Source organism: Streptococcus parasanguinis (genome assembly GCF_047463195.1).
Classification (GTDB): domain Bacteria; phylum Bacillota; class Bacilli; order Lactobacillales; family Streptococcaceae; genus Streptococcus; species Streptococcus parasanguinis_R.
The window spans coordinates 264,709-277,416 of record NZ_JASHEI010000002.1 but is presented as its reverse complement, the minus strand read 5'-3'; the positions used below and the strand labels follow the sequence as shown (position 1 = coordinate 277,416).

At 40.2% G+C, this 12,708-nt stretch carries 14 protein-coding genes; 3 read left to right on the top strand and 11 right to left on the bottom strand.

Features of this window, described 5'->3' with window-relative positions; genetic code table 11:
- Positions 1-2 precede the first annotated feature (2 nt).
- Genes QM870_RS02895 through QM870_RS02880 form a run of 4 tightly spaced genes read right to left on the bottom strand, consistent with a single transcriptional unit; the run spans position 3 to position 3,089 of the window.
- The gene (locus QM870_RS02895; RefSeq protein WP_414323196.1) at positions 3-785 is read right to left on the bottom strand and encodes a glycosyltransferase family 2 protein; all 783 of its coding nucleotides are present in this window, start codon (positions 783-785) and stop codon (positions 3-5) included.
- On the bottom strand, positions 775-2,058 hold the full coding sequence (locus QM870_RS02890) for a lipopolysaccharide biosynthesis protein (protein WP_414363076.1): 1,284 nt from the start codon (positions 2,056-2,058) through the stop codon (positions 775-777). The genes QM870_RS02895 and QM870_RS02890 overlap by 11 nt, the downstream gene beginning before the upstream one ends.
- The gene (locus tag QM870_RS02885; RefSeq protein ID WP_049490917.1) at positions 2,048-2,377 is read right to left on the bottom strand and encodes a DUF2304 domain-containing protein; all 330 of its coding nucleotides are present in this window, start codon (positions 2,375-2,377) and stop codon (positions 2,048-2,050) included. Before QM870_RS02885 ends, QM870_RS02890 begins: the two co-directional genes overlap by 11 nt.
- 1 nt (position 2,378) lies before the next feature.
- On the bottom strand, positions 2,379-3,089 hold the full coding sequence (locus QM870_RS02880; protein WP_049472007.1) for a glycosyltransferase family 2 protein: 711 nt from the start codon (positions 3,087-3,089) through the stop codon (positions 2,379-2,381).
- Between the two features lie 127 nt (positions 3,090-3,216).
- On the opposite strand from QM870_RS02880, the gene QM870_RS02875 reads away from it, so the two are divergent.
- Both QM870_RS02875 and QM870_RS02870 read left to right on the top strand, forming a co-directional pair.
- A complete protein-coding gene (locus QM870_RS02875; RefSeq protein ID WP_414368530.1) occupies positions 3,217-4,197 on the top strand; it encodes a Gfo/Idh/MocA family protein in 981 nt (326 codons plus the stop codon).
- Complete coding sequence (locus QM870_RS02870) at positions 4,194-5,279, top strand: DEAD/DEAH box helicase (RefSeq protein WP_414368528.1); 1,086 nt, start codon at positions 4,194-4,196, stop codon at positions 5,277-5,279. Before QM870_RS02875 ends, QM870_RS02870 begins: the two co-directional genes overlap by 4 nt.
- A 42-nt stretch (positions 5,280-5,321) precedes the next feature.
- Here QM870_RS02870 and QM870_RS02865 read toward each other — a convergent pair whose 3' ends face one another.
- From QM870_RS02865 to QM870_RS02845, 5 genes are all read right to left on the bottom strand, one after another.
- The gene (locus QM870_RS02865) at positions 5,322-6,704 is read right to left on the bottom strand and encodes a polysaccharide deacetylase family protein (RefSeq protein ID WP_414368526.1); all 1,383 of its coding nucleotides are present in this window, start codon (positions 6,702-6,704) and stop codon (positions 5,322-5,324) included.
- Between the two features lie 257 nt (positions 6,705-6,961).
- Entirely contained in the window at positions 6,962-7,342 is a 381-nt protein-coding gene (gene gloA / locus QM870_RS02860; protein WP_003003384.1) for a lactoylglutathione lyase, read from the bottom strand.
- Between the two features lie 29 nt (positions 7,343-7,371).
- Entirely contained in the window at positions 7,372-8,733 is a 1,362-nt protein-coding gene (locus QM870_RS02855) for a sensor histidine kinase (protein ID WP_125826265.1), read from the bottom strand.
- Entirely contained in the window at positions 8,717-9,397 is a 681-nt protein-coding gene (locus QM870_RS02850) for a response regulator transcription factor (protein ID WP_021152983.1), read from the bottom strand. The genes QM870_RS02855 and QM870_RS02850 overlap by 17 nt, the downstream gene beginning before the upstream one ends.
- Positions 9,398-9,532: 135 nt before the next feature.
- Complete coding sequence (locus tag QM870_RS02845; protein WP_414368523.1) at positions 9,533-10,072, bottom strand: hypothetical protein; 540 nt, start codon at positions 10,070-10,072, stop codon at positions 9,533-9,535.
- A gap of 205 nt (positions 10,073-10,277) precedes the next feature.
- On the opposite strand from QM870_RS02845, the gene QM870_RS02840 reads away from it, so the two are divergent.
- Positions 10,278-10,811 carry a biotin transporter BioY gene (locus tag QM870_RS02840; RefSeq protein ID WP_118228284.1) on the top strand — a complete coding sequence of 178 codons (534 nt, stop codon included), beginning with the start codon at positions 10,278-10,280 and terminating at the stop codon, positions 10,809-10,811.
- A gap of 154 nt (positions 10,812-10,965) precedes the next feature.
- Here QM870_RS02840 and QM870_RS02835 read toward each other — a convergent pair whose 3' ends face one another.
- Entirely contained in the window at positions 10,966-11,688 is a 723-nt protein-coding gene (locus QM870_RS02835; RefSeq protein ID WP_070595201.1) for an ABC transporter permease, read from the bottom strand.
- Between the two features lies 1 nt (position 11,689).
- Complete coding sequence (locus QM870_RS02830; protein ID WP_070595199.1) at positions 11,690-12,646, bottom strand: ABC transporter ATP-binding protein; 957 nt, start codon at positions 12,644-12,646, stop codon at positions 11,690-11,692.
- Positions 12,647-12,708 lie beyond the last annotated feature (62 nt).

The following is a 12,708-nucleotide window of genomic DNA, read 5'->3' as shown; positions in this document are numbered from 1 at the left end:
TCCTAATTATTCGAATTTTGACTCTTCACATATTGTCTCATCAACAACTTGGCCATCCATTTGGGCCAGAAGAGTTGGTACATGTATAGATCTTCTTTACTACGCGTATTGTCTGCAATGGTTTTTGAAGTTTCAGACTCTTCATGGATACGGTGGCACATGAGTTTGTCAGATACATAAGCGAAACGACCTTTATACTCGCTGATCTTATACCATGCGTACCAATCCAAACTCACTCTCATTCCTTCATCAAAATAGAAATTCTTCAAATTTTCACGATTATAGGTGACAGCTGGACAACAAATCGGATTCCCAAAAGCCATCACACGGTTTCGCCAAAAGTGACTAGCAGGAAAAAGATTCATAGTTTTTAACATCAAGGTTTTGATCTTCAGATTTGTATTCGCAGGAATTTTATGGCCATCTTTTTCTTCAAAATAATCAGAATACCCAATCAACACATCTTGATTTTTTTCCATCTTAGCCAAAACTTTCTCAGCATAGTCCGGCTCATAATAATCATCCTGATGGGCGATGGTAGCATACTTCGTCTCTACAAAAGACATGGCATTGTTCCAATCCTTACCAATCCCACCACCTTGCTTAGTGTAAAATGGAATAGCATAACGCTGACAAAGTTCCTTGATCGAATCCAGTGGTGTTGAACTGTAACAGATAATCTGTGATTGGAGAGTTTGATTCTTCAAGGATTGAATACAAGCTTCTAAGTATTCGCTCTCACCATAAGCACAAATCACCCAAGTATGTTGTTGATTAACGAGCATAGCCCTTCCTTTCTATTTTTCTTGCAATAAAATAAGCAAGTAAACTTCCACTAAAATAAACGAACATCACGATGAAAAAGCTTAAAGACGCACCTAGAAGTCCCATTTTTTGTACCAAATCATTATTTGTCAATTTGGAAGCTATAAACATGAATAAATACACAGGCAACAGATACGTTTGTTTTCGAATAACCGTCATGACATCCCCAAAAACAATCCCAATAGAATACAGAATTCCAGAAAAAACAAGGATGGCTAGGGTAGTACTATGCTGGTTTAAAGGTAAACCAAAAACAAGACTTAATATTGGCGTCCCGATCAAATAAGCTAGCACAGTTAAAACCAAGCCGACACCCAAAACAATGACAAACATCTTCGCAATGATGGCATCAAATTTTTTCAATTCTTTATTCTTCCATAAGATCGCTAATTGCGTTGTTAAGGGTCTAAGAATTAAAATAAAGAGACTCATAAAAAAGACAGGCATAAACAAAATATTAAAGTCCCGTTGTGTCCCTGCAATAAAGTGTCCCAGTCTAATTTCAGAGTCAATCGCGATTCTAGGCTCATTGAAAATATAAGCTAGTAAAAATCCACTGATAAAGAGAGGAATACAATTCTTTAAAATAGTGATCGCATCAAATAGGTCTCTTTGGAGATTTTTTACTGAGACATCAATGGATTCAAATTCTTTTGATTTTACATAATCATAACAAAATACAAAGATAAAGTTAAAAACAACTAAGTAAAGCAATGATTGTGTTAATGACTTTGTAATCAGCAAAAATGCCAACAAAAGAATCGTGCTGATAGAATACCGAATGGTCATTGATTTGCCAGCAATATCCAATCGTTCATGACGCTGAAACATCCCTTGAAAAAGATCAGAAATTGCCTCACACATTCGAAAGAGAACATATAAAGCGATAATGGTAATTTTTGAACTCTCATGAAAATCAATCCCCGAAATAAATAAATAAGGAAAGAAGACAGCCACCATAAGTAGGAGAGAAAGACATCTGGCAATACTATAACTGGTAAAGGAGTGTCTAAAGAGAACATCTGTCCCTTGGTAGCTTCGAACTTGAAACATGCCTACTACTACTAGAATCGCAGCAATCCCATAGGCAAGACTAAAGGAATCTGCTTCCATTGGCGAGGTCATGCGTGTAACGATCAATGTAAATAGTACAGATGATCCAGCAAATGCCAAGTTCCCTAACAGATTCCAAAAATACACCTTCTCCGTTGAAACAGGTTGATTATTCTTCATGCTCTTTTACCTGTAATGCAATTTTCTGAGACAATTGTCGAATTTGAACGGATTGTTTTGAGGTAATCCGAGTCAAAGAGAAGTTTAAATAGACAAGTAAACAGAAGCCTAAGAAAAAGATTAGATTGCTTGGAACTTGAATTCCTAACATTTTTGACAACTGTCCAATCAAATTAGGAAACCAAATGACTGGCAACGAGAGTAAACAAAGAATAAGCCAAGAAATGACATTTCTCATTTCAACGACTTTCTTTGCAACTAGGCGTAGAATATAAACGATAAAAATAATTACAATAAGGGTTAACCAAATATTTAGCATGTTATTTCTTATATCCTCCACCAATTCTAGCCAATAGCATTGCCATTGTCACTTTGATCATATAGTAAACAGACTTACTGAATGTAATCGATGATTCTCCGTGTTCTCGCTCGTTCATCAAGACCGGTACTTCTGCAACGGAATAGCCTGAGGTTAAGAGGGACACAATCGTTTCTGGTTCTGGATAATCACTTGGGTATTGTTTAGCAAATTCTTCAATCACTTTTCGATCAGCCACCCGCAATCCTGATGTAGGATCTGTTACCTTTTGACCGGTTAAAATCTTAATTAATTTTTCAAAAAATGAAATTCCAATCCGTCGTGCGAAAGAGGATTGGAAACCTTGATTTTCAATAAAACGAGAGCCAATCACCATGTTCACATTCTTCTCTTGAAGGACTTGAAGCATCTTTCTGATAAATTCAGGATTATGCTGACCATCTCCATCCACTTGAACAGCATATTGATAGCCATTTTTAACTGCATATTGATAACCAGTTTGGACAGCACCACCAATTCCTAAATTAATCGGTAAATCGATAACATTAAAGTTGTTATTGCGACAAATTTCAAGTGTATGATCTGTAGAACAATCATTGATAATGACATAATCAAATTCAGGTGTATGTTCTTCAATCATCTTGATTGTTTTTTCAATATTTCCACTCTCATTATAAGCAGGAATAATGATCAATAATTCTGAATTTCTCAATCCTATTGTTTTCCCTTCTAAGCATATCACTTCATTATACAATAATCAGTGCATATTTTCTACTTTATACTGTCCCCTCCCCCTTTTCATGGTATAATAGAGTGAATCGATGACGGAAGGACACCTTATGTTAAAGCTGGGAATTATTGGTACGAGTTGGATTTCACATGAATTTATTAAAGCTGCTCATCAGACGGGCCACTATCACTTGCAGGCTGTGTATTCGAGAAAGATGAAGACAGCTCAAGAGTTTTGTGAGCCTTATGGGGAGATCTCTTGCTACATGGATATCATCGACTTCTTAGACAGTGAGCTGGATGTGGTCTACATTGCTAGCCCTAATTCTCTTCACTTCGCTCAGGCCAAGCTTGCTATTCTGGCCAAGAAGCATGTCATCATTGAAAAACCCGCTGTGACCACCCCTTCTGAATGGAAGGAACTGGTCAAGCTCGCTAAGGAGCACCAGGTCTATCTCTTTGAAGCTGCCAGAAATTACCAAGAAGCGGCCTTTCAAGTAGTTAAAGACTTCCTCTCTAATCAGGAAATACTGGGCGCCAACTTCACCTTTGCCAAATATTCTTCTAAATTGCCGGCCCTTCTTGCGGGTGAGATGCCCAATATTTTCTCAGATGTCTATGCAGGGGGAGCCTTGATGGATCTGGGAGTCTACTGCCTCTACTTGGCCATTGGCTTCTTTGGAAAACCGATCTCCAGTCACTATTGCGCTCAGCAATTACCCAATTCGGTTGATCTCTATGGTCAAGGTGTCTTGATTTATCCAGAGTTTCAGGTTGCCATTCAGGCAGGGAAAAATATCACCAGCCATCTACCTGCTGAAATCTACACCAAGACTGGAACGCTGACTCTCAATGCTGTAGCAGCCATCAACCAGGCTCGCTTCGTCAGCCATTCTGGGGAAGTCATCGACCTTCCGGTCCAGCCCTGCCCACACCAAATGCAAGAAGAGGCGGAAGCCTTTGCCCTTGCCATCGCTCATCAAAAGCCAGCTGCTTATCTTGAATGGTTACAAACAGGTGAGCAGGTCCATGAAACCCTCTACCAGATGCGTCAAAGCGCTGGAATACAATTTAAGGATGAAAAAGAATGAAAGAACAATTTCCACAAAGCTGGAAAGACCAGTTAGAAACACTCGGATTTGATGCATTCACTGAAATTCAGGAACAGATCTTCTCCCCTATCTATGAAGGAGAAAATGTCCTCGGCATCAGTCCTACCGGTACTGGTAAGACACTCGCCTACCTCTTTCCGAGCTTGCTCAAACTCAAACCGAAGAAGGCCCAACAACTCTTGATTTTGGCTCCTAATACAGAGTTAGCAGGACAAATTTTTGATGTCACCAAACAATGGGCAGAGCCTCTCGGTCTCCAGACACAACTCTTCCTTTCAGGATCTAGTCAAAAACGGCAAATCGAACGCCTCAAAAAAGGACCCGAAATCCTGGTTGGGACGCCTGGTCGGATCTTTGAGCTGATCAAGCTGAAAAAGATCAAAATGATGAATGTAGAAACCATCATTTTAGATGAATTCGACCAATTACTGAGCGATTCTCAGTACCACTTCATCGACAAGATCAGCCACTATGCTCCCCGTGAACACCAATATGTCTACATGAGCGCCACAGCTAAGGTCGATCCAGACCAGCTAGAGGAAAATACTCTTCGCGTTACGGTTAATGGAGTTTCTTTGGACAATATCCAACATTTTTATATGCAAGTGGATAAGCGGGACAAGGTCGAATTGCTCCGCAAACTCGCCTACGTCGAAGATTTTCGTGGTCTGGCTTTTTTCAATAGCCTGTCTGATCTGGGTAGTGCTGAAGAAAAACTACAATACCGTGGTGTTGAGGCCGTATCGCTCGCCAGTGATGTCAATGTCAAATACCGCAAGGTCATTCTGGAGCGCTTCAAAGACCATCAGCTGACCCTCTTGCTGGCCACCGATTTGGTCGCTCGTGGCATCGATATTGAACATCTTGAGTGTGTGATTAACTTCGATATTCCTCGTGATGTAGAGACCTATACCCACCGTGCCGGTCGTACAGGACGAATGGGGCATGATGGCTATGTGATTACCTTTATCACCCACCCAGAAGAACTCAAATCCATAAAAAAATACGCTTCTGTACGTGAACTGGTTTTAAAAAATTCAGAACTCTTTTTAAATGAATAAGAAAATCCTCTGCTAGTGAATGAACTGCAGAGGATTTTTACGTTAATTTCCATTGTAATAGATGCGATGGCTTTCAAGTTGATAATCCAACAATTCATCCACCGTTACAAAAGTATAGCCTTGTGATTTGAGGTAGTCAAGGACGGTCGGTAGAGCGTCAATCGTGGTTTGATGGATATCATGCATGAGGATAATCGAACCCGGTTTGACTTCTTTTTTCACTTCATTGAGAATGGCCGTCGTATTGTGTGTCTTCCAATCTAGGCTATCCACATCCCACATGATGAAAGATTGGTCGACACCGTATTGGATGGCACTATTGATGGCTCCATACGGAGGACGGGTAATCTTGGTCTGCACACCTGTCGCTTTTTGAATAGCTTCTTGGGTATCCAAGATCTCTTTTTTGGCATTATCCAAGCTCAATTTTGGCAATTGAGGGTGATCCCAGGTATGGTTCCCAATTTGATGACCTTCTTTGCGGACTTGCTTAGCAATATCCGGATTCGCACTGACATTTTTTCCGACCATAAAGAAGGTAGCTTTGGCATTGTATTTCTTTAAGATAGAAAGCGCCTGAGGAGTCGTGGTTGGATCTGGTCCATCATCAAAGGTCAAAGCAATCATCTTACGGTGGCGTTCTTCAATATAGGATTCGTAAGAAGCTAGATCATCAGGAAGCAAGCGCTCTGTATCAATCACGTCATAGAATTTAGACAAGGGAACAGTGAAGGTATCATCTCCCTTAACCTTGGTTGGAAATGGAATGGTGAAATTTCCTTTTTCATATTGGAATTCCCATTGGCTCAAATCCAACTCTGAGAAGTGGGCAACCATTTGATCAATGCTCTCCTCATCCAGCTGACGAAAGGCTAGATTCCCCCGTAATTCCTCCAAAAAGATCTGCTTAGCTCCATCTGGATCCGCAAAAACTTGGCTCAGGGTCAGAGGATTGTTCTCATCATCCAAGTAAAAGAGGGGCAACTTCACCGTCTCATCTTTGATGAATTTCCCTTTTTTGTACTGGTACTCCGCCCGTTTGATTTGGATAGGGTGATAGCCGACAAAAGGCGCTTCTGCTTCTTCACTATGGTAGAAGGTCAAATGCTTTGGTTCTTTGGTTTTTTCATCGGATCCTAGACGCTGAAGGTCTTCTTGGATCTTCTCTTTCACAATCTCAACAGGCTGTCCATCCTTAGTAGGATAATAAGCCGTCACATAAGAAGTTCCTAAAATCCCTTCCTGAACTTGAACATCTTTCCCTTTTTCAGAGCTTTTCTCAAGTTGGGTAACCTTAGCAAACTGATCCTGATAGGCTTTTTGTTCACGAACCCTTTGAATCTTTTGATAGCCGATATACAAAAGAATCAGTAAAAGGAGATTTGTAATGATTAATAAAATAGTTTTCGTGTGTTTTAATCTCATAACTTTATTATAGCAAATTTCTCTCGAAAAAACATTCCTTTTTTGTAAATGGTTTCATAAAAAAGAGAGAGTGGGACAGAAATCGGTAATTCGTTAGAATTCGATTTCGTCGTCCCACCTCCGCACAGTTGAGTAGGGCTGTAAAAGCTGATGAAATCAGCGTAGTAGAGCCCACTCAACCACTGCGTCTTGCTCGACAATCCAAAAATAATTGAGAGGCTAGGACTTTTGTCCCAGCCCCTAATTTTTAATCAATCTTATTTTTCGCGAATGACTTCTACTTTATATCCATCCGGATCTACAACGAAATAATAATTCGGTTTCGTTCCTGGAAGACCTTTTGGTTCCGTCACTTCATAGCCTTTAGCCTTGTGTTCCGCATTCAAACCTTCCAAATCAGGAGTACTCAAAGCAACGTGAGCATAGCCATCTCCGATGACATATGGACCATGATCATAATTGTAAGTCAATTCCAACTCATAGTCATCTCCAGGCAAGGCCAAATAAACAATCGTGAACTTGTAGTCTGGGAAATCTTTCCGACGTTTTTCTTCAAAACCAAAAGCATCTTGGTAAAAAGCGATTGATTTTTCTAAGTTTTCCACACGAAGGCAAGTGTGCAACATTTTTGAACTCATAGGTTTTCCTCTTTTCTATCTTTTAAAGATTATGAACGATTTTTTTTACGACTTTCCGTCTTAATGGATAATTTCACTTCAAAGATAGTCCCTTTTGGTTTATTATCTTTGACTTGAATAGTCCCTTTAAAGGCTTCTACGATCTGCTTAGCGAGGGATAAGCCCAAACCAAATCCACCTTTTTGACGGGTTCTGGCCTTGTCGACCCGGTAAAAACGATCAAAGATCCGTTTCTTGTCCTCATCTCGAATCCCTGGACCATTATCCAGCACCCTCAAAAGAAGATTTTTGTCCTTCAACTGGACTTCAAACTGGATCTCACCATCTTCATCGGTATATTTCAAGGCATTGTCATAGAGAATCGTCATCAATTGCTTGAGGAGTGTCTTGTCAGAACAAATGACTTTGTCCACCTGATTGTCTCCTCGGAAGAGTTTACCATTTTCTTCCGCAATGATCTCAAAATTCGAGAAGGTCTGATCGAAAAAGCTTGGTTCGATATCTTCCATCTCTGGTTTCAAGCCGTCATCTCTTCGGGCAATGTTAAGAAGGTTGGTGGTCAAGAGCTTCATATTTCGAACTTCATCCAAGCTGGATGCAATATTCTCACTCGATTCCATAATGGTCGCTTCAGGCTTTCTAAAAAGCGTTTCAAGGCGATTTTGTAGAACTGCTAAAGGCGTCCGCAACTCATGGGAAGCATTTTCCACGAAAGCCTTTTGCTTTTGCATACTCTCAAGAAGGGGCTTGACGCTGAGACGTGCTAAGAAGAGACTAGCGAATAAGGAGATTCCCCAGAAGCAGATCATGATGAGGGCGATTTGACTTTCGTGCTCTTCACTGGTCTGCTCTAGCTGACTGATATTGGTCATGACAACCGCATACTTGATGTCACTATCACTTTCATCATCAGATAAACTCAACTCTGCCATATAGGCCCGGTAACTTTCTTTTTTCCCATAGCTATTTGTAATTTGAAGCTGGGAAACCTTGTTGAGGAGCTTTCGACCAAACGTCACCGTTTTGAAGTTTAAAAACCCATTACCGGTTGTCAAGTTTTCATATTTTTTATTGAGCAAAACAACAGTGGTATTGGATGTGACATCCCCTTTAGGTTCTGATTTATCATGATCTGGGATCATCATCTCATGATCATTATCATCTCCTTTGGTATTTGACTGTCGCTGGTCTCGATAAGCAATCGCTACAAGTGAGTAGGGATCCTGACTGAGAGTCTTGAGGTTTTCATCGACCGTTGTATAGAGACTCGAGCGCATGACCTGGATGATAATCAGGGTCATGGCTGAGAATATCAAAGTAAAGAGCCCAAAATATCGGATGAAGTAGGAAAAATCATCTTCCCCGACGGTTTTCTTAATTCTGGTTAGCATCTTTTAAGATATACCCCACACTGCGCAATGTTTGCAAGTTCTCAACGAAATCAGTACCTTTTAATTTCTTACGGATTTTTGAAACATAGACTTCAACCACTGAGATGGTTGTGTCACTATCAAAGCCCCAGAGACGATCGAAGATCTGGGTCTTTGGAAGGATGACATTTTGGTTTTGAAGGAAATAGACCAAAAGATCAAATTCCTTCCCAAGAAGTTCCACTTCTTTCCCATCCACATAAGTCGAATTGGTAGATAAATTGACCTTCAAATTGCCATAATTGAGGGTATTTTCATTGACCTTTCCTGAGCGCTTCAAGAGAGCTTGAATCCGCATCTTAAGCTCTTCTAGGTAGAAAGGCTTGGTGAGGTAATCGTCTGCCCCTAGCTCAAATCCGTGCCCTTTGTCATCCAGACTTTCTTTGGCTGTCATGATCAAAACAGGGGTTGTCACGCCTTTTTCACGTAATTCTTTCAAGACATGGAAACCGTCTTTTTCAGGAAGCATCAAGTCCAGCAAAATCAAATCATAGATCCCGCTTTCTGCTTCATAAAGACCTTCTTCTCCGTCAAAGACCTGCATGACGTCCGCAAAATCATCTAAAAAATCAAATACTGAATTTGATAAACCAAGGTCATCTTCGACCAATAGAATTTTAATCATTGTCGTATCCTCTTCTCTTTCGTGAGCGAGTCTTTCTAATCTATTCTTAACCATTATAACACGACTTGCCTTCATTTCCTATACTTTAGAACCTGGTTTTATGATCAAATTCAGCCTGCCTGAGGAAGGCTTATTCTATGAATTTGTCGTGTTTTCTTTGTTACTTTGACTATCACTCGTCTTGTTTTTATTTTTTGAATTCTTCTTATTGGACTTTTTAGAGGAATCCTGGTTCCCTTCTTGTCCGCCAGATTGGTTCATGCCGTTATCTGGACCATTCCCTTTTGGGCCACCATTGCCTTCCTGTGGCATCTGACCAGGTCCGCCACCTTGTGGGCCGCCTTGTCCTTGGCCACCACCTTGTGGACCACCGCCTTGAGGACCGCCATCCTGTGGGCCACCATTTTGCTGGTTTCCTTGTGAAGCATGGCCATTTTGACTATTTTGTTGCTGATTGGATCCTTGGTTCTGACCCGTTTGGACCGGTTGAGAAAATTGTTGGTTATTGGAAGATTGAGAAGCGATGACTCCGACACCAAAGCCACTTCCAGCACCGACCAACAATCCACCAACTGCTGCTATGCCAATCCACCACTTAGGACTTCGTTTTAGGACAACCATTTTTTCTTTGGATTCTTGCGTTTCGACTACTTGTTTTGTTTCTTTTTGATTCATCTTTTTACCTTTTATCTTTTTGTACAAGTACTTGTCTTTTAAAATTTAAAGGGAGCTCGATCCTTTAGTAAGGCGATTATACTTCAGGAGTCTTAAGCCTGCCTAAATTTTTACTTAAAAAATCCTAAAACAAGCGTGGGCTATTGACAGGATGAACCCCTTATTGTAGAATAGTTACCATAAAATAAATACGAGGTTAACTGTTATGAAGAAAATCTTTCCCTTAGTTCTCATCTCCATTGGAGTGGCCATGATCTCCGTCCTATCTCAATTCACCATTCCCTTTGGTCCAATTCCTTTGACCCTGCAGACACTCATGATCGGGATCATCGGGACCATCTATAAACCCAGCCATGCCTTTGTCACAGTCTGTCTCTACCTACTTTTAGGCTTCTTAGGTTTTCCAATATTTGCCGGCGGTGCTGGTGGCGCTTCGCATTTCCTTGGTCCTACTGCTGGTTTCCTCCTCTTCTTCCCATTCCGAGCATGGATCACGTCTCTGTTCACGAGTGCTAAATCCAGCCTTGTCACTATCTTTTTGGCCAATCTCCTCAGTAGTGCTCTCCTCTTTGTGTCAGGAGCTATCGGCTTTATGCTGGTCACGCATACCGATCTCCAAAAAGCATTTACTTTGGTCGTCGCTCCCTTTATCCTTGCTGACCTCATCAAACTGGTCATCATCACGATCACCAGCAAGGCAATTTTTGCCAGCCTCAAACACCACTGGTATTTCAAATAAGATACAAAGGGCTTAGAGGATATATTAAAAAAATCAACATCTGAACGCAGATGTTGATTTTTGTTGTAGGGATACATTTATAAATCTCTTCAATTAAACTACTTTTAAATGGATTACTGTTTCGAAGAAGAACCTTCTATCTCCCCTCCTTCCTTTATTTTTCCTTATAAAGAACTCTCAAGATCAGTAACTGTGTTAGCAAAATCCAGATGATCAGAATAGTGAAGTCAAAAAATGAGACGTGACCATGACTATAGACACAAGCTCGTAGGAGGTTGACAGAAGGGACAAATGGAAGAACATGATAGAGATGGTTTACCCAATCTGGAAGACGACTCGCTGGGTACATGATTGGAGAAAACATCAAACCAATCATGAGAATCAACTGAGACATCAGCGTGACAATATTGGGAGAAAAAGTATAAGCAATGGCAAATCCAAGACTGATCATCGTAAGACAGATCAGAAATAGGATGAAAACAGCCAGAACAGATACATTTAGGCGGACAGAAAAACGAAAATAGCCCAGTATAACAGAAATGAACACTCCAGGCAAAATAGCAATCATCCACATCCAAAGATCTGCTAAGGAAATCAGAATTCGAGGTATTGGAAGGGCTCGTACGTAGTCTACATGTCCTTCTGACTTCGCATTTGCTATAACAGGGGATGAGATAGTACAGCCAATAGAAATGATTCCTATCAGAACTGAACCAGAAGAGAGATAGTAGGCAGCTGTCGTATCAATCTCACCGATCACTAGTGGATAACCAAAAAGAAGTGAAATGGACAACAGAACCTGAGCTAGCGTAAAGAGTAGAAATAGATCTTTTTGACGAAGATAGTTCCAACGAAGTAAGTAAAAAAATTGAGTCATATCAGTTTGTCAACTCCTCTCTATAAAGATCTGAAATGGATACGTTTTTCTGAGCAAGTGACAGATTAAAAATATTCTTTCTATCCAATTCCTGTGTTATTTTTGGTAGCAGTCTCGTTAACTCCTTCTCTTCTATTTCAATCTGGCAAATCGAACCATTGATAATGGTATAATCTTGAAATAGAGCTAAGCTATCTGCATTCCTAAATTCAAAAGAGATTTGATACTGTTTTTGATAGGTTATTTGCTGAACTGGTCCTGATTTGATTAACTTCCCATGGTTAAATAATGCATAGTTGTCTGCATATTTTTCAACTTCCAACAAGTTATGTGTCACAATAATAATGGTATGCCCTTTATGCGCCAACTTCTGTAATAATTGCCACTGTTTTTCACGACGTATTGGATCGACATCGTTCGTCGGCTCATCAAGAAGAATGATGGTCGGAGATCCGATTAAAGCCATTGCAAAAGAGGTCAGACGCTTTAAACCACCTGAGAGATCCTTTCCTTGTTTTGCCCGATAGTCCTCAATTTCCAACTCGGTTAAGAGCTGATTCATTTCTTTTTGTAAATCTATGGTGTTTAACCCTCTCATTCTTCCAAGCATTTCTAAGTTTTGTTCCACCGTTAATTTTTCAAGTGGTGCATACTGTTGAGACATATAGCTCATCATTGAGCGAGCTTGTTTACGATTCTGTACAAAAGAAATGTCTCCATAGCTAACGTCTCCTTTATCAGGTTTGGTAAAACCAATCATTTGATTTAAGAGGGTGGACTTACCAGCACCATTGTGTCCTAAAAAAGCTGTAATTTTAGCGGCTTCTATTTCTAAGGAAATATGGTTATTAGCAAAATGTTGCTTATCAAATGATTTTGTCAAATCTCTAATAGTCAGTGTTGCAAATGTCTTCATCTCATCACTCAAGACTGAGAAGATTTTCCCAGCTTCCTTCATTTTTGATAAGATTATTGTATAATAAACATATGACTTTCCTTGGTTTACGTCATGATTTACCA

Bases quoted from the DNA above. Each gene is read 5' to 3' on its own strand.
- QM870_RS02895 (WP_414323196.1), bottom strand. From the start codon at position 785: ATGCTCGTTAATCAACAACATACTTGGGTGATTTGTGCTTATGGTGAG.
- QM870_RS02870 (WP_414368528.1), top strand. From the start codon at position 4,194: ATGAAAGAACAATTTCCACAAAGCTGGAAAGACCAGTTAGAAACACTC.
- QM870_RS02890 (WP_414363076.1), bottom strand. From the start codon at position 2,058: ATGAAGAATAATCAACCTGTTTCAACGGAGAAGGTGTATTTTTGGAAT.
- gloA (WP_003003384.1), bottom strand. From the start codon at position 7,342: ATGAGTTCAAAAATGTTGCACACTTGCCTTCGTGTGGAAAACTTAGAA.
- QM870_RS02875 (WP_414368530.1), top strand. From the start codon at position 3,217: ATGTTAAAGCTGGGAATTATTGGTACGAGTTGGATTTCACATGAATTT.
- QM870_RS02835 (WP_070595201.1), bottom strand. From the start codon at position 11,688: ATGACTCAATTTTTTTACTTACTTCGTTGGAACTATCTTCGTCAAAAA.
- QM870_RS02850 (WP_021152983.1), bottom strand. From the start codon at position 9,397: ATGATTAAAATTCTATTGGTCGAAGATGACCTTGGTTTATCAAATTCA.
- QM870_RS02840 (WP_118228284.1), top strand. From the start codon at position 10,278: ATGAAGAAAATCTTTCCCTTAGTTCTCATCTCCATTGGAGTGGCCATG.
- QM870_RS02855 (WP_125826265.1), bottom strand. From the start codon at position 8,733: ATGCTAACCAGAATTAAGAAAACCGTCGGGGAAGATGATTTTTCCTAC.
- QM870_RS02830 (WP_070595199.1), bottom strand. From the start codon at position 12,646: ATGAAGGAAGCTGGGAAAATCTTCTCAGTCTTGAGTGATGAGATGAAG.
- QM870_RS02885 (WP_049490917.1), bottom strand. From the start codon at position 2,377: ATGCTAAATATTTGGTTAACCCTTATTGTAATTATTTTTATCGTTTAT.
- QM870_RS02865 (WP_414368526.1), bottom strand. From the start codon at position 6,704: ATGAGATTAAAACACACGAAAACTATTTTATTAATCATTACAAATCTC.
- QM870_RS02845 (WP_414368523.1), bottom strand. From the start codon at position 10,072: ATGAATCAAAAAGAAACAAAACAAGTAGTCGAAACGCAAGAATCCAAA.